Genomic DNA, 25242 nt, shown 5'->3' with positions numbered 1-25242 from the left:
CAGATGAGTCTGATCGACCCTGAGGCTGTCGGCCGCTACGTGGAGTCCGGCTGGTGGGGGACGGAGCCGCTCCATCGGTTGGTACGTGAGCGTGCGGCCCGGACGCCCGGTGCCGATGCCTACATCACTCCGGAAGGCCGAACAAGCTGGGCGACATACGATTCCGTCGCGGAAGATCTGGCGCGCGCCCTGGTTGCTCTGGACATCCAGGTCGGTGACCGGGTGGCGGTACAACTGCCCGACACGTTCCTCGTGCACGCCGCGCTGGTGGCGACGGCGCGTGCCGGTGTCGTCGCGGTGGGAATCGGCGCCCGCGCGGGAGACCGGGAGATTGCGCATCTGGTCCGCAAGACCGGAGCGCGGGCATTGATCAGCCTCGAGGCTCTCGGCGGTCGTTCGTCGGCCACGGTGGTGCGGGAACTGCGTGACCTCGGCCTTCCCCTTGATTTCCACGTGGTGATGTCGGACGCCGGTGTGGAGAGGATCGTCGACGTCTCCGGCCGCGTTCCCGTGTCGATCACGCCGGGCCGCGCCGACTCCGATGCCGTCGAGCGCCGCAGCTTCGGCCCGAACGATCTCAGCATGCTCAACTCGACGTCCGGAACGACGGGGCTTCCGAAGTGCGTGACGCAGTTCGACAATCGGTGGATCGCGTTCAGCCGCCTGGCGATCGATGCGGGTCGGTTGAGCGACGACGAGGTGTTCTTCGGTGCGGTGCCGGCCCCGTTCGGATTCGGGTTGTGGACGTCGCACTACGCCCCGACGATGCTCGGTGCGCCCACGGTGGTGCTTCCCAAGTTCGATGTGGAGAGCATGATTCGGATGATCGAGCAGGAGCGCGTCACCGTGCTGTGCTGTGTCAGTACGCAGTTCCGGATGCTGTTGAACTCTCCGCTCGCCGCGGAGGCGGACCTGTCGTCGCTGCGGGTGATGTTCACCGGGGGTGAGGCGGTGCCCGCGGATCGTGCGGCCGAGTTCGAGGACCGGACCGGAGCGAAAGTGCTGCAGTTCTTCGGGTCGAACGAGAGCGGCGCATTCAGTGTCACCCGGGTCGAGGATTCAGTCGCGAAGCGGCTCAACACGTCCGGACAGTTGATCCCGGAGATGGAGGTGCGCCTGTTCGACGAGGACGGCCGCGACGTGACCGCCAGCGGTGGCCCGGGCCAGCCGGGTGGTCGCGGTCCGCTGACGTGCGCCGGATACTACGACGACGCCGCGGCCAACGCCGAACTCTTCACCGAGGACGGTTGGATGCTGATGGGCGATCTCGTGACCGTCGAGGACGACTACCTGACTCCCGTGGGGCGTACGTCGGACATCATCATCCGCGGCGGCAAGAACATCTCGGCGCCGCAGGTGGAGCAGGAGGTCGAGACGCACCCGGCGGTGGATCTGGCGGGCGTCGTCGCGGTCCCCGACCCTGTCTTCGGCGAGCGTGTGTGCGCGGTGGTGAGTCTGCGCCCCGGCCGGGAACTCACCATGGCGGACCTCGTCGAGCACCTGAGTGCCCGCGGGGTGTCGAAGGAGCTGTTCCCCGAGCACCTCGTCGTCGCCGCCGAGTTGCCGCGTTCGTCCGGCGGCAAGCTCGCCAAGGGCGAGATCCGCGCGATGGCCCTCGAGTCGGTCGTCGTCGCCACGGTTCGAGCGAGCGTGCCGTGAGCCCCGTCAAGACCGTCGACGTGTACACGTGCCGAGAGGTGCTGCGGATTCGGGCCGGCGTCGAACAGGTACCCGTGCCGGACGAGCCGGGTGAGTATTACTGGTCGGAGATACTCAGGGACTGTGCGGAATCCGATGTTCTCGAGGCGACGTGGGCGCACTACCGGACCACGTCGAGACCACTGCTTCCCGCCGACATCCTCGGGCGGGTCGGCACCGTCTCGAAGCAACGGATTCAGGCGTCGCGTGGTGTGTGCGAACGACTGCTGATGGATCGTGCGCTGCTCGGATGGGATCCGGATCGACTCGCCCGGTGGCACACGGACTTCACCGCCGAGATCGGCCGAGGGGCGTCCCCGGAGGACGCGTGCGGTTTTGCCGACGCGGCAGCCTCCGGTCACGCGACACTCGTGGCGGTCACCGGGGAACTCGCGGCGGGGTGACCCGTCGAGTGATGCTCCACCGCGCGGTCGACGAGACGCACCAAGGCGTGCGCCACCTCGCACGCCTGCTCCAGGATCACCGAATGTCCCGCACCGCCGAGCCGAACAAGTTCGGCGGAGGGGAGATTCGACGCGATCGCGACCGAGTGTTCGAAGGGCGTGACCATGTCCGCGGTGCCGCCGAGGACGAGGGACGGTATCGCGGCCAATCGGGCGAGAGAATGCGACTCGTCGAAGCCGACCAGTGACCGCAGGAATCCGTACATCGTCACCACCGACGTGGGGTTGTCGAGGACGAGACTGATCAGGCGCTGGCTGAGGCGCGGCATGCGCTCGACACCGAACTGGAACGCGGAGACGAGCGGGTGCCGCAGGAATCGGCCGAGTCCCGAACGTGTGATGTCGCCTGCCGCGGTGGAGAGCAGACCCACTCCGACGATGCGGTCGCCCACGGTCTGCGGGTTCTGGCGCGCGTAGGCGAGGGCTGTCATGCCGCCCATCGAGTGACCCACCAGGACGATGGGACCGGACGGAACGGTCGACCGGATGACCGCCTCGAGATCGCGGCCCAACTGGTCGATCGTGTACGTGTGTGCCGGCGCGCTGCCGGATTCGCCGTGGCCGCGATGGTCGTAGAACACCATCCGCACCGCGGTGCCCCACTCGCGCGTCAGATGCGAACGCAGACGCGCCCACGAGTGGGTGTGCAGGCAGTGCCCGTGCACGAACACCGCGGTGACCGGTGCATCAGTCGGTCCGTACTCGCGGACCGCGAGCGACACCCCGTCCTCGGACTCCACCACGTGACGACGGCTGCGTTCGTGAGTGCTCGTCCTCATGGCATCCTCCCGGGCTCGTGTCGTTCCTGCACACTCCAATCTCGTCGTCGGGAGGAGCGGCCGACAGAGTCCCCGAGGTGGTCGGCCGATCACCGAGGTGTGGGCTTTCCACCCCCTCGGTGTCGGATCGGCCGTACCGGTGCGGAAGGTCCCGGTGCGACGCCGGTCCTCGCCGAACATCGCCGGGTCGAGAAGCTCGACGCCGCGGGCGTGGCCTTCCTGTACGGATGCCGAGCCTGCTCAGGCTGTCTGTTTCTCGGCCCAGTCCTTCGCGATCTCCGGATAGCCGGCCGCGATCTCGTCCACGCGGGCGGGCGTCGCGGATTCCAGTTCGGCCCGGTGCCGTTGCGCCTCGGCGAGAGATCCGGTGAACCCGTTGGCGGTGGGTACCGGTGACGGCTCGCGCTCGGTCGGTGCTTGCAGTTCGAGCGTGTGGATGAGTCCGTCGAGTCGACTCGCCACGAAGTGTCGCTTGTCCTCACTCATGAATCCATGAGACCACCGCGCCGGTCGTGTGCCTAGCCCCGCGATGAGTTTTCGGTGCGGCGGTGGTCTGTTCTCTGTGCGAGCCCCGAAGCGGGCTCGGCCCGACCCTCACTGCGAGCAATGGAGAGCCCCATGTCCCGTCTGATCTTCGTCAACCTGCCGGTCGAGGACGTCGCCGCCACCCGTGCGTTCTTCGGTGGCCTCGGCTTCGAGTTCAACGAACAGTTCTGTGACGAAAAGACCGCCTGCATGGCGATCAGCGACTCGGCCTGGATCATGCTGCTGCAGACCGAGCGCTTCCGCGACTTCATCGCCGACGACATCTGCGACACGTCGAAGAGCCGTGAGGTGCTCACGTGCATCTCGGCAGACAGCCGTGAGGGCGTCGACTCGCTGGTCGATGCCGCGATCGCCGCCGGCGGCACCAAGTGGATGGACCCGCAGGACCACGGGTTCATGTACGGACGGTCGTTCCGCGACCTCGACAACCACGTCTGGGAGGTCATGTGGATGGATCCGGCCGCTGCCGGTCAGTGACTCGGTGACCGCCCCGCGGGGTGTCAGAGCTGCGACGGCAGCCCGAACCTCGCGAACAGGTCGATGTCGAAGAAGCACGTGACGTGGGCGACCCCGCGCTCGGTGATGTCGAGGACGTGGAGCTGGAATGGACGGTGGACGCCGTCCTCTTCACGCATGTACAGGCCGAGCGCGGGCTGGCCGTTCGCGGATGCCGGCAGCAGGCGCATGTCGCCCGGACCGTCGGACGGGCACTTCTCCTTGATGAGCCGCGCGATGTCGGGCCCGCCGACGTACCAGCCGACGAACGGCGGCATCTCCCACACGGCGTCCTGAGTGAACAGATCCACCAGGCCGTCGATGTCGTACCGCTCGAACCCGTCGACATAGCGGCGCAGCAGTTCGCGGGCGTCGTCGGACTCCGGTTCGACGAGGTTGTCCTGGGTGGGCGTCGCCTCGGACAGTTGGGCGCGGGCGCGCTGCAGCAGACTGTTGACGGCCGCGGTGGACGTGCCCATCGCATCGGCCACCTCTGACGCCTTCCACTGCAATACGTCGCGCAACACCAGCACGGCGCGTTGCCGGGCCGACAGATGCTGCAGAGCTGCCACGAAGGCCAGCCGCACCGACTCGCGTCCGGCGACCACCGTCGCGGGATCGTCGGCCCCCCAAGTCGAATCACCCCACACCATGGAATCCGGGATCGGTTGGAGCCACGGCACCTCCCCGCGTTCGATCAGGTCGTCCGACGGATCGGAACTGGGCGCACCCAGTCCGGTGGGCAGTGGCCGCCGATCGCGGCCCTCGAGCGCCGTCAGGCACGTGTTGGTGGCGATCCGGTGCAACCACGTGCGGATGGACGAGCGGCCGTCGAACTTGCCGTAGCCGCGCCATGCACGCACCAGCGTCTCCTGCAGCAGGTCCTCGGCGTCGTGTATGGAGCCCATCATGCGGTAACAGTGGGCCAGTAGTTCGCGCCGGTAAGGATCTGCGGCCGTGAGGAATTGGTCGTCGAGGCTCTGCTCTACGGTCATGTTCGGAACCCTAGCGGCGGATACCGACAAGCGGAACAGGGTGCGGGAGCGCCACCCGAGGGTGCCTGTCGGGGGCCGCCGAACGCGCCGAGGATCGAAGACATGGACCGGCCGACCGCGCCGTCCGCGTTGGGAGATACGACATGCGTGCGAACGTGACGACCCTGAAGGCGAAGAACGAGATGTCCGCTGCCCGTGCCCGTGAGGTGTTGCAGGAGTGGGTGCCCGACGCGGTGGCCGGGGACCGGGAGGCGCGGGAGCGCGTGCTCGCGATCGTCTATCCGCTGGTGCGCCGCTACTGCTTCGCCCGCCTCGGCCGTGGCGCGCTGCAGTCGGTGGCCGAGGACGTTTCCCACGAGGTGTGTGTGGCACTGATGACCGCGCTGCCGCGATACTGCGACCGCGGGGCGTCCTTCCTGACGTATGTGTACGCGATTGCGAGCCACAAGGTGGTCGATGCCCGCCGCGCCGCCCGGAAGGCCTGCGCACCACTCGAGGATGCGGGAGAGGTGGCGTGCACCGACGCCGGTCCCGAGGAACGCGCCATCGCCCAGGAGCGGGGCACCTGGGCCCGCAGCCTGGTCGAAACCCTGCCGCACCGGCACCGCGAGATCCTGGTGATGCGCCTGGTACGGGGCATGTCGGCAACCGAGACCGCGGACGCCCTGGGAACGACGCCGGGCGCGGTGCGGATCGCGCAGCATCGTGCGCTCGCTCGACTGCGCTCCCAGTTGCCGCAGACCTCGGCGATCGCCGACATCGCCGACACCGCGGCCTGACGGGTGTCACAGATCGTGTTCGGTGATCACCCCGCTGTGCAGGGCCTTCTCGACGAGGCGCAACCGCTTCTGGTTCTGCGGCAGATTTTCGACACCGAACTTCGCGAACAGCGCGCGCAGGTGCGTCTTGACGGCGTCGACGCTCAGGAACACCTCATCGGCGACCTGCTGATTGGACGCCGGATTCGCGAACGCCGCATTGTGCTTGTACGGCCGGCACAGCGCGACCAGGATCGAGCGTTGGGTCCGCGTCAACGACCGCACCGTCGGAATGTCGGCGGCCACGCGGGTCGGCTCGCCGACCTGGCCCGTCAGGTCGCGGAACACGAACGCCGAGTTGCCGATCCGGATGCTGTCGCCGTTGCGCAGGCGCCTGCGTCCCGTGATGCGCTCACCGTTGACGAACGTGCCGTTGCGGGACAGGCCGTCGTCGACGATGGTCCAGTCGGTGCCGATCCACTCGAGTGTCGCGTGCAGGCGGGAGACCTCCGGGTCGGCGGCCAGCGAGACGTCCGCGTCGGATGCCCGGCCCACCGTCACGCGTGGGGTGTCGACGGACAGCGGAACCTCGCGGGCCTGCCCGGTCTTGTCGGTGTACCTCAGGTACGGGGCATCGGTCGCGCTCATGGGCACTCCAGTCACTCCTGCCGGCCACCTTCATCGTGCCGCCGGACGAACGGGCTGACAAGCGCCGGGCCGACAAGCGCCGGGCGACAATCGCCCCATGGCCGCGTTCGCCGACCTAGACTCGGCGACGTGCAGCACACAGAGTCGGAATTCGCCGGGGTGCACGGCACCCGCATCGTGTACGACGTCTGGCGTCCGGACGGTCCGCCGACGGGCGTCCTTCTGCTCGCGCACGGCCTGGGCGAGCACGCGCGCCGCTACGATCACGTCATCGAACGTTTGACGGCGCTCGGCCTGGTCGTCTACGCGCCCGATCACCGCGGGCACGGGCGTTCCGGCGGCAAGCGGATCGAACTGCACGACTGGTCGGAGTTCACCGACGATCTGCACCGACTGTCGGGCATCGCGACTGCCCAGAACCCAGGACTCGACCGGTTCCTGTTGGGGCACAGCATGGGCGGGGCGATCGCGCTGTCGTACGCACTCGATCACCAGGACGAACTGGCGGGTCTGATCCTGTCGGCGCCCGCCGTCGATGTCACCAGCGGCAAACCCAAGATCGTGATCGAGATCGGCAAGATCATCGGACGGTTCGCGCCGGGGGTTCCCGTGGAGACCCTCGACGCGAAGGCCGTCTCGCGTGATCCCGCGGTGGTGGCGGCGTACGAGTCCGACCCACTGGTCCATCACGGAAAGGTCAAGGCCGGCATCGCGCGCGGCATGATCACCGCGGCCAAGAGCTTCCCGGCACGGCTGCCGTCGCTGACCCTGCCGGTCCTGGTGCTACACGGCACCGAGGACCGTCTCGCCGACATCTCCGGAAGCCGGATGATCGCGGCACGCGCCGGGTCGAAGGACCTGACGTTCAAGACGTACGACGGCTTGTTCCACGAGGTGTTCAACGAACCTGAGCAGGAGAAGGTGCTCGACGATCTCGTCGATTGGCTCCGCCCTCGCCTGAATTGACCTAATCTCCCGGAATGACCGATCCTGCAAAAACACTCACTCACCGAACCGTGCGCGTCGGCGATATCGACATGCACATCGCGGAGCAGGGCCAGGGCGATCCTGTCGTCCTGTGTCACGGCTTCCCGGGACTCTGGTACAGCTGGCGGCACCAGTTGTCGGCGCTGTCGGCGGCCGGATATCGGGTGATCGCCCCCGATATGCGCGGGTACGGCCGCACCGACGTGCCGTCGGATCCGCGCGAGTACGACCGTCGGCACACCGTCGACGACATGGTCGGTCTCCTGGACGCCCTCGGTATCGAGCAGGCTGTGTTCGCGGGCCACGACTTCGGCGCGCAACTGGTGTGGGACCTGCCGAACTGGGCGCCGGGCCGGGTCCGCGCGCTGATGCAGTTGAGTGTTCCGCGGATGCCGCGGCAACCCGTCCGACCCACCGACGGGTTCCGGTATCTCGCGTCGCAGCACTTCGTGCACCTGCACTACTTCCAGGAGCACGGGCCGGCCGATCGAGAACTCGGCGAGAACCCGCGGGAGTTCCTGGCCAAGATCTTCCACGCGCTCAGCGGCGCCAACCGCTACCTCGACTGCTGGGACTTCCCGTACGAGGGCAACGGATACCTCGACGTGCTGCCCGAGCCGCCGGCGCTGCCGTGGTCGTGGCTGAGCGAGGAGGAGTTCGACTACTACGTGGACGAGTTCACCCGCACCGGCTTCACGGGCGGGCTCAACTGGTACCGCGCCGACGACTACGTGTGGGAGCAGAACGAGGAACTGCACGGCCGCCCGATCACGGTGCCGACCACGTTCATCGCCGGCTCGAAGGATCCGGTGCTGGAGATGATGGGCGAGAACCCGTTCGAGACGATGGCGTCGATGGTGCCCGGCCTGCGCTCCACCCACGTGATCCCCGACGTCGGGCATTTCGTGCAGATGGAGGCAGCCGAGGAGGTCAACGCCGCGATGCTCGAGTTCCTGCGCGGGCTCGACTGACGGCGCCGCCGAGAAATTTTCGGCACCGCTGTCCTTTCGCGGCCTCCTCGTTCGTCGTCATGGTGAACCGCAACAACGAGAACCTCTCGAGGAGGAACCGATCATGAAGTACCTGATGCTGATCAACGCCGAATCCGCCGACGCGAACAACGGCTGCACCCCCGAGGACTGGATGGTCTACGACAAGGAAGTCAAGGACGCCGGCATCTTCGTGTCGGGGGAGTCGCTGGCAGATCTCGTCACCGCGACGAGCGTGCAGGTCGCCTCGGACGGCGTCCGGACGATCACGACCGATGGACCGTTCGCCGAGACCCGTGAGGTGCTGGGCGGCTTCTACGTGATCGACGTGCCCGATCTGGACGTCGCGCTCGACTGGGCGGCCCAGTGCCCGGGATCGCACGGAGGTGGCCGGATCGTGGTGCGCCCCATCGCCGATTTCGGCAACTGACGATCCATGGATCCGGAGGGCAGCGGCCGCGCGAACGACGCGGAGACGTCCGTCGAGGCGGTCTTCCGTGAGGAGTGCGGTCGCCTGCTCGCCGCCCTGGTGAGCCGATTCGGTGATCTCGATCTGGCCGAGGAGGCCGCGTCCGAGGCGATCGAGTCGGCGCTGCGGCACTGGCCGGTGGACGGCGTGCCGTCCAAGCCCGGTGCCTGGTTGCTGACCACCGCCCGGCGCCGGGCCGTCGACCGTCTGCGCCGGGACCGGGTGCTCGCCGCCCGGATCGCGGTGATGCAGCTGGAAGCGGACCGCGCCGATCCCGCTCCGCCCGCGGACGCGGACGGCGAACTGCCCGACGAACGCCTGCAACTATTCTTCACGTGCGCGCACCCGGCGCTGCCGCCCGAGGACCGGACCGCGCTCACTCTGCGCTGCCTCGCCGGTCTCACGACACCCGAGGTGGCCCGGGCCTTCCTCGTGCCGACCGCGACAATGGCGAAGCGAATCACGCGTGCGAAGGCGCGGATTCAGGCGAACCGGATACCGTTCCGGGTACCCGGGGCGGACGAGCTTTCTCAGCGGCTGCCCGGCGTCCTGCAGGTGCTGTACTCGATCTTCACCGAGGGGTACGCCGCGAGCGCCGGGCCGCAGTTGCAGCGTCTCGACGTCGCCGAGGAAGCCATCCGGCTGACGCGCGTTCTGCACCGGTTGTTGCCGGACGAACGAGAGGTGTCGGGACTCCTGGCCCTGCTCCTGCTCGTACATGCTCGTCGAGGCGCCCGTACGGGTCCGGGCGGTGAGTTGGTGCTGCTCGATGCTCAGGACCGCGGGGCCTGGGACGGCCCGATGATCGAGGAGGGCAGTGCGCTGGTGCTGGTCTCGCTCACCGGCGGCCCGCCCGGCCCCTACGGTGTCCAGGCGGCGATCGCCGCACTGCACGACGAGGCGGTCGATGTCGTGAGCACCGACTGGCCGCAGATCGTGGCCCTGTACGACGTGCTGTTGCGGCGCGTGCCGTCGTCGGTGGTCGCCTTGAATCGTGCGGTGGCGATCGCCATGCGCGACGGTCCTGAGGCAGGTCTGGCGCTGCTCGACGATCTGGCCGACGAGCCACATCTGCGTTCGCACCATCCGTACGCGGCGGCGCGCGCGGAACTGCTGATCAGGCTCGGACGTCGAGCGGAGGCAGCCGACGAGTACCGGCGCGCGCTCGACCTGGCCGGCACGGAGCCGGAGCGCGAATATCTGCGCGGCAGGCTCGCGGAGACGACGGAGCAGTCGTAGCTGGGCCCGGTGTGGAAGCGGTGGGCCGTTCTCGATCCTCGCTGGGGAGGAAACCCTGGTGTCGCCGACGCTCGCGATGGGGACGACGGGTGTGATTCTGTCCTCGGCGAACGTCTGTGCCGGCCAGTTCGTCGAGCTGTTCCGGTTGTGGCGCATTGGAACTCCAATGCGAGCGCGATAACTGGGCATCTGTGCTGCCCGTTCTACGCTGCCCGTTCTACGCTGCCCGTTCTACGCTGCGCGTGGCCCGGCGCGGTTGTGTGCGGGGATCGGTTTCCGGTACGGGTCCAACGAGCCTGGCGGTGTGAACCACGGGTGGTGGTCGTCGCCGATGGCTACTTGCCAGTGGGAGTGGTGGAGTAGCCGGTGGTGGTAGCGGCACAGCAGGACCAGGTTGTCGAGGTCCGTCGGTCCGCCGTCGACCCAGTGTTTGATGTGGTGGCCTTCGCAGTGGGCGGGTGGTGTGCCGCAGCCGGGGAAGGCGCAGCCGTGGTCGCGGGCGACGAGTGCGCGGCGCTGTTTCTTGGAGACTGTTCTGCTGCTGCGTCCGAGATTGAGCGGCACTCCGTCGTCCATGACGACGGGTGTGAGGTGGCAGTCGCAGGCGAGGCGTCGTGCGGTGGCGATCGAGAGTGGCCCCATCCAGGGCATCCGGGCGATGTCTTTGTCGCCCAACAAATCCGGCTCGCCGTGCCCCCCGTCGTGCTCGGTGTCGGAGCGCGCGAGATCGGCCGCGTTCACGTGCAGCGATAGGTGTGGCTTCTCTCCGCCTTCGACCGGGGCCTCGCCTGAGTCGAGGTAGTGGCGCACGATCTCGGTGAACGCTTCGGCACGGCGGTTCCCGGGACTCCGCATGCCGGCGGGGTCGTCGACCGGATTCGTCGGCTTCGTCAACGCCGACAGTGCGGTGAGCAGCATCTCGCCGGTGACAGCGTCGAAATCGCCCTTCACCGCCACCCGACCGTTCAGAGTCTTCGACGCATGGAATTCGTTGCGGTCGGTGTCTTCGCTGGCGGGGAGGTCGTCGGACTCGAAGATTCGCTCGAGTTTCGCGATCGCACCCCGTAATGCATCCGTCGTCGCGGCAGGTCCCGTGGCGCAGTCGAGCAGCGCTTGTCGGCAGGGGCCGAGTGCTTCGTCGGGCATGCCGTTGGGGGGTTTCTCGCAGAACTTCGCGATCAGCGCGGCGTGGTCTCCCGAAACCTGGCCGCTGTTGTAGGCGTCGGCGATCTCGGGTTGCCGACCCAGCGCCCGTCCGAGCGCGAGTATCCGTGCGGCGGCAGGTACTTCGAGAAGGGTGTTCGACGCCAACCACAGTTTCACGCTGCGAAACCCGAGGGTGTCGAATGAGACTGGCCGTTGGTCGATCTCGGCGACCATGGTGACACGCAATGCTTCCAGGCGCTCGATCTCGTGTGAGATGTCGAGAGTGGACTGCAACATCTGCGTCTCGGGGAGACGGCGCGCGTCGTCGGCGATCAGCGATAGCGCTGTGGTGCCTGGCTCGATGATTCCCCCCGGATTCATGCCTCGAGTTTAGTTCGAACTGGTGTTCGAGTCAATGCTTGTGGCGTTCCGGACACCAGACCTATCTGATTCGGCGCGCGGAATCACCCTCGCGTCCTTACTCTTACGCGATGAGCACTCCGAAACACGTGGCAGCGCCCCGAATCAGTGGTCGCCACCTCTCCTACCTGTTGTTCGCCGTCATCGTCGTCGTGTACCTGGTGATCATCCAGTTCGGCGGGACGCTCATCGCGGGCTGGGGCAACGAAGACGACACCGTGACCACTCGCGGCGTCGTCTTCACGATGCTGATTCCTCTGGGTCTCGCGTTGGCGTTCACCTACGGCGTCATTGCGACACTGGGCTGGTGGCGGCCGGCTATGAAGGACGACCGACCCGTCAACCGCTGGGTATGGGTCGTACCCATCGTGCTGCTGGTCGCGATCGTCCTGGGCATCGACTACAGCGCGCTCGCCGAGAAGGGGTGGCTCTTCGTCATCACGCTTCTGGTCGTCACTCAGTTCGTGGGATGGGGCGAGGAGGGAATGTTCCGTGGCATCGGAGTGACCATGCTGCGCAACCACGGCCTCCGTGAGGGTCAGGTAGCCCTGTGGTCCAGCCTCATCTTCGGTGTGGTCCACCTGACGAACGTCTTCGGTCACGGCGCTTCTGCGATTCCGCAGGCGATCGCGGTCAGCCTTGCCGGGTACTTCTTCTATCTGACCCGTCGTGTCTCGGGCGGCAATGCGCTCAACTCGGTACTGCACGGACTCTTCGACTTCGCCTTGCTCAGTGGATCGGCAATTCTGCTGGACCAGCAGGGCTACGTCGGATCCTTTGCGCCGATCCTCGCTTACGTGATCCTGGGCGCCGTGCTGCTCGTCAAACGCCGCGACGTCGAGCCGAACCGTGCGGCCGACGTCAGCGGCTCCGCGCCGGGGAAAGGTCAGTCCCCGCGGGCGGTGTGAGTCGGCGGAGCAATTGCGATGTTTGCCGCGGATTCCGAAAGTCGGCGAACGACGTCGACCGGCCACGGCCGTCGGATTGCACCCCGAAGCGCCGGGTCGTCGGCGTATCGTTCGGGCCATGCCGTCGGATGACGAGCCCGGACGCGGCGCGCCCAGCGCCGCCGTTGTTGCAATCCTGGACCGCCTGGACGCCAGGTTCGATGCGCTCGCCCGAGACGGCCACCGGCCCGGGGCGCCGTCATCCGTGATGCGGCCGAATCCGGAACTGGTGCAGCGCAGTACGCTCAAGTTCTTCCGTCTGGCGGTGAGAGCGATCCGGGAGGACCGGTCATTCACCGCGGACGAGCTGCGGCCGGTTCGCGAGGGCGCGGTGCAGGCGGCGGTGGACGGGGCATCGCTGTCGGCGGTTTTGAGTAGTTGGTACCGATTCGGGCGAATCCTATTGGACGAGTGTCGTTCCGCGGCCTCCGGTGAGCGTGCCTCGGGCCTCGTCGACATCGCGGACGGTGTGCTGCGGCTGCAGGAAGTCATCACTCGGACGGTGGTGGATTGCTACGAGGGCGAACGGGTGGCGCTCGAGGGCGACGAGCAGCCGTCGCGGGAATTGTTGGCACGCTTGTTGTTGGCGGGCCAGGATGCCGATCCGACGGCGCGCTGGTGCGGGATCGAACTCGCCGACGAGTACTCGGTCCTCGCCCTGTCGGGCGGCGGCGTCGAGTCGGACCCGAGGACGTGGCGGACCCGTGAAGCTCGGACGGTGCGGGTACTCGAGAGCGTGGGTCCGCCTCCGGCCCTCGCGATCGTCGAGCCCGACGCGACGACGGTGCTGGTGCCGAGATGGGTCGGCGCGGATACCGACTGGTTCCGGGTGGCGGTGGAACTGGCAGCGGGTGTGGGAGAGGTAGCCGGTGCACCGGTGGTCGGCGCGGTCACCGAACCCGTCAAACGCCGGGAACTCGCCGGTGCCGGAGGGCTGGCGCGCGAACTCCTCGAACTCGCGCGTCGAATGGGCCGCGCGCCTGCCGTGTATCAGCTCAAGGACCTCGCGCTGCCATTCCAGTTGTCGAGAGCCACTGCCGGTCAGCAGTATCTGGTGGACGCGCTGGTGGCATTGGATCCGTACCCGGAACTGGTCGAGACGCTCGACGTGTACCTGCACCACGACCTCGACCGGGGGCGAACGGCCCACGCATTGAGTGTCCACCCCAACACGGTGAACAACCGCCTGGGCAGGATCCGGGACCTGGTCGGGCTCGATCCCAATTGCTATGAGGGCATCATGACCCTGGGATCCGCGCTCGACGCACGACGGGCGGGTGGCTGGACGTCCTGAGTGCGCATCCGTCTCGCTCAGTGGTCGACGGGCGCCCCGAGGCGATCCATCGTGGCAAGTTCGACTCACTGCTTGCGAAGGGATACCTCGATGACGACGACGGCCTGTCAGTGACCGATGCTGCATCGCACTGGAGTGCTCCAGGAACACATGAGGTTGCCCCCGGCGTCTACCGCATTCCGCTACCGCTTCCGGAGGGCCCACCGGCGATCAATGTCTACGCCGTCGTCGACGGCGCGAACGTCGTACTGATCGACTCGGGCTGGGCGACCGACGACGGTGCGCGCCATCTGACCGAGGGCCTCGAGCGAATCGGCTTCGACCCCGGTCTCGTCAGCCAGTTCCTCATCACGCACTGGCACACGGATCACTACTCGCTGGCGATGGACATCCGCGGACGGCACGGCACACCGGTCAGTCTCGGCATCGGCGAACGGAACATGGTCGGGTGGCATGCGGGCGAAGCGGCTTCTGCAAGTGAGTCATTCGGTGCGTCCGCCGCTCTGTCCCGGGCCGGGGCGGGGCACCTGGCCAACAGCCTGCAGGCTGCATTGCAGAATTCCTCCTCCGTCGCGGTGGAGTTGCCGGACCGGTGGCTCGAGGGTAGCCCTCGGATCGTGCTGCAGGACCGCACCCTGATCGGGATTCCCACCCCGGGTCACACGAACGGACACTATTCGTTCTGGGATCCCGATGCCGGACTGTTCTTCACCGGCGACCACATCCTCCCGAACATCACGCCGTGGATCGGGCTCGAATCCGGGCCGAATCGGTTGCCGCTGAGCGACTACCTCGCTTCGCTCCTACTCGTCCAGACGATGCCGGACGCGCAACTTCTGCCCGCGCACGGCCCGACGACGCCGAGCGCATCGCAGCGCGCCCGTGAACTGATCGAGCATCATCACACTCGTTTGAACGTCACGTTGGAGGCGGTGACATCTCATCCGGCCACCGCGCTGGAGACGGCACACCGGTTGCGATGGACGCGGCGGGAGCATCGGTTCGCTGACCTGGCCGAACCTCTGCAGGGGTATGCCGTGCTCGAGGCAGTCGCACACCTCGACGTGTTGGTCCACCGCGGTGCACTGCACCGCACGGAAGTGGACGGGATCGCCCTCTACAGTCGGTGATCCTGTGGCGTAGCGCCTTTCGGGGACCGGACGCCCGGAGTCCGGCCGGTGCCGACGGGCAGTCCCGCCGCGCACTGCGCACTCGACAGTTCTTCGAGCCCGGCTCGAACGTCGTCGGGGAAGGATGCCACCCGGCGCGCGGACAGATCGAAGTGCAGATCCAGTTGCTCGCCTACGGCGACGCGGTGTCCCGAGGCCGGCGAGCGCAGTTCGTGGAAGAAGTGCGCTCGCTTGTCGTCGACCCCGAGCAGCCAGGAATCGACGACGATTGCCTCGTCGCGCCGGAGTTCACGCTCGTAGGTGATGTGGCTTTCGACGACCACCTTGCCGCACCCGGTCTGCTCGACGTACTCGTCGCCGAGCCCGATCAGGTCGGTGAACCGGGCGTGGGCGTCGTAGATCACCAAGCCGAAGAACTGCGCGTTCATGTGGCCGTTGACGTCGATCCATTCGTCTCGAACGTGGGTTTCCAGGCTCCGGTAAGGGCCCGGTGCGGTCGGGAGAAGGCGCTCGGTCATGGATGCAGGCTATGGACTCCGCGCCGAACGCACGGGGGCTCGTCCCGGCGACCGAGAGATGAGCCCGGTCAGAATGCGTGCGGGTGCGCCTTCTCGTACGCGGCCTTCTCGGCGTTGTGGCGCGCGAGCTTCTTCGGGTTCTCGAGGTTGGGGTCCAGACCGTTCTTCTCGAGCCGGCGGCGGCGGTTCTGTTCCATGTACGCCGCGGAGAAGAACAGCGCGAGGAAGACGCCGAGCAGCACCATCGATCCCCGCAACCACAACGGGCCGGGGAACAGGAAGAACGCCGCGAAGATCGGGATGAACGGCACCATGCTGCGGATCATGTGCCGCGGCACGGCCCAGTCGCCGATGAGATCGTTGCGGACCCAGTCCTGCATCGAATCGGGAAGCCTGCGGCCGCAGGAGTAGGCGACCCACTGGAACGGATTGGGACGCTTGGCCTTCGATCGGGTGGACATGTCCTGGATACCTGTACCTGTCTGGAGGGAGCGGTTCACTCGTGCAATGCGCCGGCGCGCAGTGCCGCCGCATTGACACGGGAGAGGACGGAATGGAGTTCTTCGAGCTCGGCGAGGCTCACGCCGAGCCGCTGGACCACGGCGCCGGGGATGCGTTCGGCCTGGGCGCGCAGAGCTTTCCCGGCATCTGTCAGCTCGACCACCAGTTGGCGCTCGTCGGCGACGCTGCGGGTGCGCGTGATGAGCCCACCGGACTCGAGCCGCTTGAGCAGTGGAGACAGGGTGGGGGAGTCGAGCTGCAGCGCCTGCCCGATTTCCTTGACCGACATCGGTGCGCGGCCCCACAGTGCGAGCATGACGAGGTACTGCGGGTGCGTCAGTCCCATCGGCTCGAGGAGGGGGCGGTAGACGGACAGCACCGCGCGGTTGGCGACGGCGAGGGCGAAGCACACCTGTCGATCCAGGGCGAGCGGATCGACGTCGCCCCAGCCGAGGCCCTCTGCGATGGTCGTCGTGGTCATGAAATGAAGCATACACGATTAAGTCGCGCACTAACTAAATGTTCACCGGGTGGACAAAAGAGAACGCGTTCTATATGTGTGGATGTGGCGGCCGCCACGGGGTGGCCCGGCCTGTTGCACGGGCCACACCTAGCGCACCGAGTGGAGTTCTACATGTACGAGTGGTCAGACACCGACCTGATGTTCCGCGACGCCCTGCGTGGCTTCATCGACAAGGAGGTCAAGCCGCACGTCGACAAGCTCGAGAGTGGTGAACTGCCCCCGTTCGAGATCATCCGCAAGATGTACTCCACGTTCGGGATGGACGAGATGGCCACCGAGGCGCTCGAGAAGTCCTTCGCGAAGGAAGAGGCGAAGGAGCGCGGCGAGGCGCTGCCCGAGTCGGGTGAGAAGTCGAGCGGCTTCAGCGGCGCCGGCAGCATGGGCGTCATCCTCAACAGCGAGATCGCCGGCGTGAGCCTGGGCCTGGTCGCGTCGATGGGCGTGAGCATCGGCCTCACCGCCGGCACCCTGCGCAGCCGCGGCACCCTCGCGCAGAAGAAGCGCTGGCTGCCCGGACTCGTCACCATGGACAAGGTGGGCGCGTGGGCCATCACCGAGCCCGACTCCGGCTCCGACGCGTTCGGCGGCATGAAGTCGTACGTCCGTCGTGACGGCGACGACTACATCCTCAACGGCCAGAAGACGTTCATCACCAACGGCCCGTACGCCGACGTCACGATCGTCTACGCCAAGCTCGCGGAGGGCGCTGTGGGCGACTCGAATCCACGCGATCGCAAGGTGCTCGGCTTCGTGCTCGACAAGGGCATGGAGGGCTTCACGCAGAGCGCGCCGTTCAAGAAGATGGGCATGAACTCCTCGCCCACCGGCGAGCTGTTCTTCGACAACGTCCGGATCAGCAAGGACCGTCTGCTCGGTGAGACCGAGAACCCGGCCAAGGGCGACGGCAAGGAGAGCGCGAAGGAGTCGTTCGCGGCCGAGCGCATCGGCATCGCGTCGCTCGCGCTGGGCATCATCAACGAGTGCCAGCGTCTGTCGATCGACTACGCGAAGAACCGCAAGCTGTGGGGCAAGGAGATCGCGCAGTTCCAGCTCATCCAGCTCAAGCTGGCCGAGATGGAGATCGCGCGCCTCAACGTGCAGAACATGGTGTTCAATGCGATCGAGCGCACCGCGGCGGGCGACAAGGTGACGCTCGCGGAGGCGTCGGCGATGAAGCTGTACTCGTCCCGCGCCGCTACCGAGGTCGCGATGGAGGCCGTGCAACTGTTCGGCGGCAACGGCTACATGGCCGAGTACAAGGTGGAACAGCTTGCGCGCGACGCGAAGTCGCTCATGATCTACGCCGGCTCCAATGAGATCCAGGTGACCCACATCGCGAAGGGTCTGCTGGCCAAGTGATCCCGGCCCCGGTCCGCGCGGGGGGTGCGCGCGGACCGGGTACCGTTCACGCCGCGCTGTCGGCGGCGGCCAGCCGCCGGAGCGCGAGTTCGCTGTAGAGCGCGGCGCCGTCGCCGAGAACTGCGTCGTCGAACTCCGCGAGCGGCGAGTGGTTGAACGCGGCCGCCGTCGGATCCCGGTCCGCGGGGCACGCACCGAGGAACACGAACGCGCCTGGAACCTCGTTCAGGACCCGCGAGAAGTCCTCGGACGCGGCCGCCGGCTGCGGCTGCCACGCGAACCGCTCGGGGCCGTGGACCTCGGCGACGACATCGGCCACGAACTCCGTCTCGGTGTCGTCGTTGACGGTCACCGGATACTGCTCGTCGTAGTCGACGTCCACCTCGAGCCCGTGCGCGGCGGCGATGCCGCGGCACACCCGGGCGATGCCGTCCCGAACCTTCGCCTGACTCTCGGCGGAGAAGGTGCGCACCGTGATGTCGAACCGGGCATCGTCGGGAATGACGTTCGCCGCGGTGCCGGAGTGGAACGAGCCCACGGTCAGCACTACCGGGTCGAACGGGGCGAACGTGCGGGTCGCGAAGGTCTGCAGGGCCGTCACCATCTCGCATGCGGCGGGGATCGGGTCGAGGGCCGCGTGCGGCGACGATCCGTGGCCGCCGCGCCCCAGCACTCGTACCGTCGCAACGTCGCTCGCGGCCATCAACGGGCCCTTCCGGGTGACGAACACGCCGCCGGGTGCCCCCGACGCGCTGACGTGAAGTCCGTACGCGGCGACCGGCCGGGACCCCGACGCCTCGAGTACACCCTCGGCCAGCATGTGGCCGGCGCCGTCGTAGCCCTCCTCGCCGGGCTGGAACATGAACACGACGTCGCCCGCGAGATGTTCGCGGCGCGCCGACAGCAGGTGCGCGGCGCCGACGAGCATCGAGGTGTGCAGGTCGTGCCCGCACGCGTGCATGTGTCCCGGGACGGTCGAGGCGTAGTCGATGTTCGCCCGCTCGCCGACCGGGAGCGCGTCCATGTCGCCGCGCAGCAGCACCGTCGGACCGGGTCGTCCGCCGCGGAGTACCGCGGTGACCGAACTCAGCGCGGCGCCGGTGCCGATTTCGAGCGGCAACCCGTCCAGCGCGGTGAGCACGCGTTCCTGGGTGCGGGGGAGATACAGGCCGATCTCGGGTTCGGCGTGCAGGGTGCGGCGCAGGTGGACCAGATCCCCGTGCAGGCCCTTCGCGTCCTCGGTCAACGACACGGGCGACTCCATCTCTTCGGCGGTGTGCCGCGTCGACGCGGCTGAGGCATGATGCCCATGACGTGCATCACACCCGCCGAATCTGCAGGATTTTTTCGTGAGCAATGGATCTGTTCAGGAATCTGACGCGTTGGACGAGCTCGATCTGAGTTTGATCAACACCCTCCAACTGGGCCCGCGGGCGTCGTGGGCGCAGGTCGGCGCCGCGCTGGGCGTCGATCCGGTGACGGCCGCACGGCGCTGGTCCCGGCTCGTCGAGAGCGGATCGGCGTGGGTGACCGCGCATCCCGCGGGCCCGCAGGCCGCCGCGCTCATCGAGATCGAGTGCGTCGCCGGTCAGGTGCTGCCGACGGCCGAGATCCTGGTGCGCTGGCCCCACGTTCTCACCGTCGAGCACACCAGCGGTTCCCGCGACCTGCTGCTCACCGTGAGTGTCCGCGACCTCGCAGCCCTGTCGGACATGCTGCTGAACGCGGTCGAGCAGCTGCCCGGAATCCGATCGACCCGAACGCATCTCGTGATCCGTCCGTACGCAATGGGTGGGGACTGGCAGCTGCGGGCGCTCGACGCCGAGCAGCGCGCACACCTCGACGGCCGCGGCCCGCGCGCGAGCGGCACGCTGCGTCCGCTCGACGACACGGACCGGGCCCTCATCGCGTGCCTCTCCCGGAACGGCCGGGCAACGCTCACCGACCTCGCCGCCACACTCGGCTGCAGCGTCAGCACCGCGCGGCGCCGCGTCGACGCCCTGCTCGACCGGCACTCGCTCCTGCTGCGCTGCGACGTCGCGCAGCCGCTGTCGGGCTGGCCGGTGTCGGTGTGGATGTGGGCGCACGTGCCCGTCGACGAGTGCGACGCCGTCGCCCAGCATCTGACCGCGCTGCCGGAGACCCGCGCGTGCCTCGTCCTCACCGGAGCACCCGCCAACTTCTTCTACTCGGTGTGGGTTCGCTCGCTCGCGGACGTGCATCGGATCGAGCAGCTGCTGCGCCGGACGGTGCCGTCGCTCGAGATCCTCGACCGCTCCGTCACGCTGCGCTTCTTCAAACGGATGGGGCGCATCCTCGACGAGTCGGGGCGCAGCGTCGAGTGCGTCCCGATGGACATCTGGTCGGATCCCGTCGAGGGCGCCCGCGGTCTGTGATCAGGCGGCGGTGATCAGCGGAGCCGCGCGCGGCGCGAGATCGTGCTGCGCAGCCCCTCCGCCGCCGCGCGGACGGCCGCGACCTGGCTCTCGGGCCGGTAGCGGTTCGTCGGGCCGGTGACGCTGATGGCCGCGACGACGTGGTCGTCGTGCCCGAAGACCGGGGCGGCCACACACGCGATACCCAGCGCCGACTCCTCGCGCTCGAACGCGACACCGGTCTCGACCACCTTGTCGAGCTGGCTCTGCAGAATGCCCGGCGCCACGATGGTGTGCGGGGTCCGCCGGAGCATGGGCGCCGACAGCACCTCGCGGCGCAGGTCCGGGTCCGAGTGCGCGAGCAGGGCCTTGCCGATCGCCGAGCAGTGCAGTGGAATGCGGCCGCCCGTCCGGGACGGGGAGACCGCCTGACGGTGGCCGCCGATCTTCGCGACGTAGACGACGTCGTGACCGTCGCGGACCCCGAGGTGCACGGTCTCGTGACTGCGCTCGTAGAGGTCCTGCAGGAACGGCATCGCCATCTCGAGCAGGCTGCGCTCGAGCGACGCGAGCATGCCGAGCTCGAACAGTCCGCCGCTCAGCCGGTAGCCGCCGTCGACGCGGTCGAGCAGCCGATTCGCCACCAGTTCGCCCGCGAGCCGGTGCACGGTGGCCTTGTGCAGCCCGGTCCGTCGGACCAGTTCGGCGAGGGGCACGACGTTGTCCTCGGGGCGGTAGCTGCGCAGGATCGCGACCGCCTTCCCGAGGACCGTGTCGAGGTTCGCGGCGCTGGTCATGGACCGAGCGTATCGCTGAGCGAGACGAAAGGTTGGCCTCGGGCGGTTGCGCCCAGCACAGTTGTCGGCATGAGCCAGTCCACGAACTCCACCACGGTGAGCGAGTCCGCAATCGCCGCTGCCGCGGAGCGCCTCGCGTCGGCCGCCGCGGCCGGTGTGCCCTGCGCGCCGATCCGTGACCTGATCGGCGCCGACGACCTCGTCGCGGCGTACCAGGTGCAGGAACGCGTCAATGACCTCCGGATGAAGGCGGGCGCCGTCGTCGTCGGCCGCAAGATCGGCCTGACGTCGGTGGCCGTCCAGCAGCAGCTGGGCGTCGACCAGCCGGATCTCGGCGTCCTGTTCGACGACATGCAGTACGCCGACGGTGACGACGTCCCGATGAGCGTGCTGATCCAGCCCAAGATCGAGGGCGAGGTCGGCTTCGTGCTCGGCGCCGACCTGATCGAGGGCCCGCTCGACGCCGCGCAGGTGCGCGGTGCCATCGAGTACGCGGTCGCCGCGCTGGAGATCTGCGACAGCCGCATCGAAAACTGGGACATCCGCTTCGGTGACACCGTCGCGGACAACGCGTCGTCGGGCGTCTACGTCCTCGGCACGCAGCGCCGCACGCTCGACGAGTTCGAGCCCAAGGATGTCGTCATGTCGATGGCCGTCGACGGCCAGGAGGTCTCCTCCGGCAACGGTGCAGCCTGCCTGGGCGACCCGATCGAGGCCGTCGTCTGGCTCGCTCAGACCGCACGCGAACTGGGCCAGCCGTTGCGGGCCGGTCAGGTCATCCTGTCCGGTGCGCTCGGACCCATGGCGCCGGTTCGGGCCGGCAACGTCGTCACCGTCTCCGTGTCCGGACTCGGTGTCGTGACCACCCGTTTCAAGGAAGGAACCGAGGCATGAGCAAGGTCAAGGTCGCGATCATCGGATCCGGCAACATCGGCACCGATCTGATGATCAAGGTGCTCAACCACTCCGATCACCTCGAGATGGGTGCGATGGTCGGTATCGACCCCGCGTCGGACGGTCTCGCGCGCGCCGCGTCCATGGGCGTGCCGATCACCGCCGAGGGCGTCGAGGGCCTCGTCGGCCTCCCCAACTTCGACGAGATCGAGATCGTCTTCGACGCGACGTCGGCGAAGGCTCACGTCGTCAACGACGCGCGCCTGCGCCCGCTGGGCAAGCGCATGATCGACCTCACCCCCGCCGCGATCGGCCCGTTCGTCGTGCCCGCGGTCAACGGTGACGAGCACCTCGACGCCACCAACGTGAACATGGTGACCTGCGGTGGCCAGGCCACGATCCCGATGGTCGCGGCCGTCTCCCGGGTCGTTCCGGTTGCCTACGCCGAGATCGTCGCGTCCATCGCGTCCAAGTCCGCCGGCCCGGGCACCCGCGCCAACATCGACGAGTTCACCGAGACCACGTCCAGTGCGATCGTGTCCGTCGGTGGCGCCAAGCGCGGCAAGGCGATCATCATCCTGAACCCGGCCGAGCCGCCGTTGATGATGCGCGACACCGTTTTCTGCCTCGTCGACGCGGCGGACCCGGCCACCCACGACCAGATCCGCGAGTCGGTCGCGAAGATGGTCGGCGACGTCTCGGCGTACGTGCCCGGCTACCGCCTCAAGCAAGAGGTCCAGATCTCGGAGATCCCCGCGGATCAGCCGGTCGAGACCCTGATCGAGGGCGGCAACCGCCCGACCCACCAGGTGTCGATTTTCCTCGAGGTCGAGGGTGCAGGCCACTACCTGCCCGCCTACGCAGGCAACCTCGACATCATGACCTCTGCCGGCCTGCAGATCGCTGAGCGCATCGCCCAGAAGAAGGAAGCCACCCGATGAGCACCAACCCCACCATCTTCGTCCAGGACGTCACGCTGCGCGACGGTATGCACGCTGTGCGCCACCGTATTTCGCCCGAGGACGTCAAGCGCATCGTCAAGGCTCTCGACGCTGCCGGTGTCGACGCGATCGAGGTCGCGCACGGTGACGGACTCGCCGGCGGTTCCGTGAACTACGGTCCCGGCTCCAACACCGACTGGGAGTGGATCGAGGCTGCGGCCGACGTCCTCGAGAACGCCCGCCTGACCACCCTGCTGCTGCCGGGTGTCGGCACCATCGAGGAGCTCAAGCACGCCTACAAGCTGGGTGTGCGCTCGGTGCGCATCGCCACGCACTGCACCGAGGCCGACGTCTCCGCGCAGCACATCGAGACGGCCCGCGAGATCGGCATGGACGTCTCCGGCTTCCTCATGATGAGCCACATGGCTCCTCCGGAGGAGCTGGCCAAGCAGGCCAAGCTGATGGAGTCGTACGGCGCCAACTGCGTCTACGTCACCGACTCGGGCGGACGCCTGACCATGAACGGTGTCCGTGACCGCGTCCGCGCCTACAAGGAGGTCCTCAACGAGGGCACCGAGATCGGCATCCACGCGCACGAGAACCTGTCGCTGTCGGTCGCGAATAGCGTCGTCGCCGTCGAGGAAGGCGTCTACCGCGTCGACGCGTCGCTCGCCGGACACGGCGCCGGTGCGGGCAACTGCCCCATCGAGCCCTTCATCGCCGTCGCCGACCTGCACGAGTGGAAGCACGGCTGCGACGTCTTCGCGCTGCAGGATGCTGCCGACGACATCGTCCGCCCGCTGCAGGACCGTCCGGTCCGCGTCGACCGCGAGACCCTCACCCTCGGCTACGCCGGTGTGTACTCGAGCTTCCTGCGTCACGCGGAGACCGCGTCGGCTCGCTACGGCATCGACGTCCGCACCCTGCTGCTCGAGGCCGGCAAGCGCAAGCTGGTCGGTGGCCAGGAGGACATGCTCGTCGACATCGCGCTGAACCTCGTCGCCGAGCGCGAGGCTGCGAACGCCTGATCTGAAGGCAATCCCCACTCGGGCGCCGTGACCGTTTCGGTCACGGCGCCCGAGTTGTTTCTCGGGTGGGGTTACGGTCGAGGGAGCAGGACCGTCGTCGAGTAGGAGAGTTCGTGGCCTTCAACGAGTTGGATCTGGCCGAGCGGTTGAACATCGCGCGGGAAGGCACCGCGTACTTCGCGGAGCGGCTGGCGATGCTGTCGGACGCGGACCTGTCCGGTCCGACCCTGCTCGAGGGATGGACACGCAAGCATCTGGTGGCGCATGTCGCCTACAACGCTGCTGCGCTGTGCCGGATCCTGGACTGGGCGGCGACCGGGATCGAGACGCCGATGTACGAGTCGGTGGAGCAGCGCGCCCGCGAGATCGAGGAGGGTGCCACGCTCAGTGCCGGCTCGTTGCGAAAACTGTTCTCCGAGAGGTCAGCCCAGCTCGACGAGAAGTGGCGCACGCTTCCGGATGCCGCCTGGGATTCCGAGGTGCGGACCGCACAGGGGCGGATGGTGCCGGCGTCGGAGACGGCGTGGATGCGCAACCGCGAAGTGTGGCTCCACGCCGTCGATCTCGGAAACGGCGGACGGTTCGAGGACTTCCCGGAGGTTGTGCTCGACTCGCTCCTCGACGACATCGTTGCGATGTGGCGACGCAGGGGTGAGGGCGCGGGCCTAATCCTCGAGGTGGGCGATCGTCGGTTTGTCGTCGTGGAGGACGGTCCGCCGGTGACCGATACGGTCGCGGGTTCGCTTGCCGCCGTGGTCCGCTGGGCATCGGGTCGTGGCGCCCGTGGGCTGGCTGCGGGCAGCGAGCTGCAGCCGCCGCGCTGGCTCTAGGGCGATCGAAGGTAGTCGACGGGCTGCGTCGCCGAGCTCTGGAATTTGAAGACCCGCTCGCGAATTGCCCTGCACGGCAGTCTTATCGGTGGACGGTCTCGCCCCTTCTCGTCGCGTCGACTCCGGGTGTCCATCGCAAGCCCAGGTGCAAGACAGGCATAGTGTTCGGTGTGTGGTCGCCCCAAAGGGGCACCGCTCACGCCCTCGTCACCCGCATGGCCAGCGCGGCCACGCGGCGCAGCTGCTCCTCATCGGCGCCGTCGCGAGCGTAGGACGACAGGCCCACGAGCAGAGCATGGGTGAAGGCGGCGAGCGTTTCGGCGTCGACGCTCGTTTCCGTGTCGATTGCGACTCTCCGCAGTCGGTCTGCGGTGATCGCGCGGTTCTGGTTGCGATTGCCGGTGAGCTCGGGTGCGCTGTTGACGAGGCATCCGCGCGGATGTGCTTCGCTGGCGTACTCCTGGCATGCACG

Annotated in this window: 27 protein-coding genes and 1 pseudogene; 17 read left to right on the top strand and 11 right to left on the bottom strand. The window is 67.8% G+C overall.

Going from position 1 to position 25242, the window contains the following annotated elements; genetic code table 11:
• The first annotated feature begins 3 nt into the window (after positions 1–3).
• Positions 4–1659: a class I adenylate-forming enzyme family protein gene (locus C8K36_RS17670; protein WP_107985833.1), complete on the top strand. Its 1656-nt coding sequence runs from the start codon at positions 4–6 to the stop codon at positions 1657–1659.
• Entirely contained in the window at positions 1656–2102 is a 447-nt protein-coding gene (locus C8K36_RS17665; RefSeq protein ID WP_107985832.1) for a hypothetical protein, read from the top strand. Before C8K36_RS17670 ends, C8K36_RS17665 begins: the two co-directional genes overlap by 4 nt.
• Here C8K36_RS17665 and C8K36_RS17660 read toward each other — a convergent pair.
• Positions 2057–2941, bottom strand: a complete 885-nt coding sequence (locus C8K36_RS17660; protein WP_107985831.1) for an alpha/beta fold hydrolase — start codon at positions 2939–2941, stop codon at positions 2057–2059. The two genes, C8K36_RS17665 and C8K36_RS17660, sit on opposite strands and share 46 nt — an antisense overlap.
• 240 nt (positions 2942–3181) lie before the next feature.
• Positions 3182–3427 carry a hypothetical protein gene (locus C8K36_RS17655; protein WP_107985830.1) on the bottom strand — a complete coding sequence of 82 codons (246 nt, stop codon included), beginning with the start codon at positions 3425–3427 and terminating at the stop codon, positions 3182–3184.
• A gap of 132 nt (positions 3428–3559) precedes the next feature.
• Here C8K36_RS17655 and C8K36_RS17650 point away from each other — a divergent pair, with 132 nt between their 5' ends.
• Positions 3560–3964: a VOC family protein gene (locus C8K36_RS17650; RefSeq protein WP_107986040.1), complete on the top strand. Its 405-nt coding sequence runs from the start codon at positions 3560–3562 to the stop codon at positions 3962–3964.
• Positions 3965–3987: 23 nt separating this feature from the next.
• Here C8K36_RS17650 and C8K36_RS17645 read toward each other — a convergent pair whose 3' ends face one another.
• Positions 3988–4977, bottom strand: coding sequence for a sigma-70 family RNA polymerase sigma factor (locus C8K36_RS17645; protein WP_107985829.1), 990 nt, complete (start codon positions 4975–4977; stop codon positions 3988–3990).
• Between the two features lie 143 nt (positions 4978–5120).
• Between C8K36_RS17645 and shbA the strand changes: the two genes are divergently transcribed.
• Positions 5121–5756, top strand: coding sequence for an RNA polymerase sigma factor ShbA (shbA, locus tag C8K36_RS17640; RefSeq protein ID WP_107985828.1), 636 nt, complete (start codon positions 5121–5123; stop codon positions 5754–5756).
• Between the two features lie 6 nt (positions 5757–5762).
• Here shbA and C8K36_RS17635 read toward each other — a convergent pair whose 3' ends face one another.
• Complete coding sequence (locus C8K36_RS17635; RefSeq protein ID WP_107985827.1) at positions 5763–6383, bottom strand: FHA domain-containing protein; 621 nt, start codon at positions 6381–6383, stop codon at positions 5763–5765.
• A 129-nt stretch (positions 6384–6512) separates the two neighbouring features.
• On the opposite strand from C8K36_RS17635, the gene C8K36_RS17630 reads away from it, so the two are divergent.
• The 4 genes from C8K36_RS17630 to C8K36_RS17615 all read left to right on the top strand — a co-directional run bounded on the left by C8K36_RS17630 (position 6513) and on the right by C8K36_RS17615 (position 10067).
• Positions 6513–7349 carry an alpha/beta hydrolase gene (locus C8K36_RS17630; protein ID WP_107985826.1) on the top strand — a complete coding sequence of 279 codons (837 nt, stop codon included), beginning with the start codon at positions 6513–6515 and terminating at the stop codon, positions 7347–7349.
• Between the two features lie 14 nt (positions 7350–7363).
• Positions 7364–8341, top strand: coding sequence for an alpha/beta fold hydrolase (locus tag C8K36_RS17625; RefSeq protein ID WP_107985825.1), 978 nt, complete (start codon positions 7364–7366; stop codon positions 8339–8341).
• A gap of 103 nt (positions 8342–8444) precedes the next feature.
• A complete protein-coding gene (locus tag C8K36_RS17620; protein ID WP_107985824.1) occupies positions 8445–8789 on the top strand; it encodes a YciI family protein in 345 nt (114 codons plus the stop codon).
• Between the two features lie 6 nt (positions 8790–8795).
• Positions 8796–10067 (top strand): RNA polymerase sigma factor, encoded by a 1272-nt coding sequence (locus C8K36_RS17615; RefSeq protein ID WP_107985823.1) that lies wholly within the window; start codon positions 8796–8798, stop codon positions 10065–10067.
• 231 nt (positions 10068–10298) lie between these two features.
• Here C8K36_RS17615 and C8K36_RS17605 read toward each other — a convergent pair whose 3' ends face one another.
• Positions 10299–11594: an HNH endonuclease signature motif containing protein gene (locus tag C8K36_RS17605; RefSeq protein ID WP_107985822.1), complete on the bottom strand. Its 1296-nt coding sequence runs from the start codon at positions 11592–11594 to the stop codon at positions 10299–10301.
• Between the two features lie 110 nt (positions 11595–11704).
• Here C8K36_RS17605 and C8K36_RS17600 point away from each other — a divergent pair, with 110 nt between their 5' ends.
• The 3 genes from C8K36_RS17600 (at position 11705) to C8K36_RS17590 (ending at position 15004) form a co-directional block, all read left to right on the top strand.
• On the top strand, positions 11705–12541 hold the full coding sequence (locus C8K36_RS17600) for a CPBP family intramembrane glutamic endopeptidase (RefSeq protein ID WP_107985821.1): 837 nt from the start codon (positions 11705–11707) through the stop codon (positions 12539–12541).
• Positions 12542–12659: 118 nt separating this feature from the next.
• Positions 12660–13874 (top strand): PucR family transcriptional regulator, encoded by a 1215-nt coding sequence (locus C8K36_RS17595; RefSeq protein ID WP_107985820.1) that lies wholly within the window; start codon positions 12660–12662, stop codon positions 13872–13874.
• Between the two features lie 20 nt (positions 13875–13894).
• Positions 13895–15004: an MBL fold metallo-hydrolase gene (locus C8K36_RS17590; RefSeq protein ID WP_258195472.1), complete on the top strand. Its 1110-nt coding sequence runs from the start codon at positions 13895–13897 to the stop codon at positions 15002–15004.
• Here C8K36_RS17590 and C8K36_RS17585 read toward each other — a convergent pair.
• The 3 genes from C8K36_RS17585 to C8K36_RS17575 form a co-directional block, all read right to left on the bottom strand.
• The gene (locus tag C8K36_RS17585; protein ID WP_107985819.1) at positions 14992–15522 is read right to left on the bottom strand and encodes a thioesterase family protein; all 531 of its coding nucleotides are present in this window, start codon (positions 15520–15522) and stop codon (positions 14992–14994) included. The two genes, C8K36_RS17590 and C8K36_RS17585, sit on opposite strands and share 13 nt — an antisense overlap.
• 68 nt (positions 15523–15590) lie before the next feature.
• Positions 15591–15983, bottom strand: coding sequence for a DUF5313 family protein (locus C8K36_RS17580; protein ID WP_107985818.1), 393 nt, complete (start codon positions 15981–15983; stop codon positions 15591–15593).
• A 35-nt stretch (positions 15984–16018) separates the two neighbouring features.
• Positions 16019–16504 carry a MarR family winged helix-turn-helix transcriptional regulator gene (locus C8K36_RS17575; protein ID WP_107985817.1) on the bottom strand — a complete coding sequence of 162 codons (486 nt, stop codon included), beginning with the start codon at positions 16502–16504 and terminating at the stop codon, positions 16019–16021.
• 153 nt (positions 16505–16657) lie between these two features.
• Between C8K36_RS17575 and C8K36_RS17570 the strand changes: the two genes are divergently transcribed.
• Positions 16658–17905, top strand: a complete 1248-nt coding sequence (locus C8K36_RS17570; protein ID WP_107986038.1) for an acyl-CoA dehydrogenase family protein — start codon at positions 16658–16660, stop codon at positions 17903–17905.
• Between the two features lie 46 nt (positions 17906–17951).
• On the opposite strand, the gene C8K36_RS17565 is transcribed toward C8K36_RS17570, so the two are convergent.
• Positions 17952–19157 carry a M20 metallopeptidase family protein gene (locus C8K36_RS17565; protein ID WP_107986037.1) on the bottom strand — a complete coding sequence of 402 codons (1206 nt, stop codon included), beginning with the start codon at positions 19155–19157 and terminating at the stop codon, positions 17952–17954.
• Positions 19158–19254: 97 nt separating this feature from the next.
• Here C8K36_RS17565 and C8K36_RS17560 point away from each other — a divergent pair, with 97 nt between their 5' ends.
• A complete protein-coding gene (locus C8K36_RS17560; RefSeq protein WP_107985816.1) occupies positions 19255–20301 on the top strand; it encodes an Lrp/AsnC family transcriptional regulator in 1047 nt (348 codons plus the stop codon).
• 14 nt (positions 20302–20315) lie between these two features.
• On the opposite strand, the gene C8K36_RS17555 is transcribed toward C8K36_RS17560, so the two are convergent.
• Positions 20316–21077, bottom strand: coding sequence for an IclR family transcriptional regulator (locus C8K36_RS17555; protein WP_107985815.1), 762 nt, complete (start codon positions 21075–21077; stop codon positions 20316–20318).
• A 69-nt stretch (positions 21078–21146) separates the two neighbouring features.
• Here C8K36_RS17555 and C8K36_RS17550 point away from each other — a divergent pair, with 69 nt between their 5' ends.
• From C8K36_RS17550 to C8K36_RS17535, 4 genes are all read left to right on the top strand, one after another.
• On the top strand, positions 21147–21971 hold the full coding sequence (locus C8K36_RS17550; protein WP_107985814.1) for a 2-keto-4-pentenoate hydratase: 825 nt from the start codon (positions 21147–21149) through the stop codon (positions 21969–21971).
• Complete coding sequence (locus tag C8K36_RS17545; protein WP_107985813.1) at positions 21968–22912, top strand: acetaldehyde dehydrogenase (acetylating); 945 nt, start codon at positions 21968–21970, stop codon at positions 22910–22912. Before C8K36_RS17550 ends, C8K36_RS17545 begins: the two co-directional genes overlap by 4 nt.
• Positions 22909–23940 carry a 4-hydroxy-2-oxovalerate aldolase gene (gene dmpG / locus C8K36_RS17540; RefSeq protein ID WP_107985812.1) on the top strand — a complete coding sequence of 344 codons (1032 nt, stop codon included), beginning with the start codon at positions 22909–22911 and terminating at the stop codon, positions 23938–23940. The genes C8K36_RS17545 and dmpG overlap by 4 nt, the downstream gene beginning before the upstream one ends.
• Positions 23941–24053: 113 nt before the next feature.
• A complete protein-coding gene (locus C8K36_RS17535) occupies positions 24054–24770 on the top strand; it encodes a maleylpyruvate isomerase family mycothiol-dependent enzyme (protein ID WP_107985811.1) in 717 nt (238 codons plus the stop codon).
• Positions 24771–24966: 196 nt separating this feature from the next.
• On the opposite strand, the pseudogene C8K36_RS17530 reads toward C8K36_RS17535, so the two are convergent.
• Positions 24967–25242, bottom strand: a pseudogene (locus C8K36_RS17530) (TetR/AcrR family transcriptional regulator); the annotation flags it as partial.

It is taken from the genome of Rhodococcus sp. OK519 (assembly GCF_003051005.1).
GTDB lineage: Bacteria > Actinomycetota > Actinomycetes > Mycobacteriales > Mycobacteriaceae > Prescottella.
Note: the sequence above shows the minus strand (reverse complement) of the source record. Positions and strands in the feature narration are given on the sequence as shown.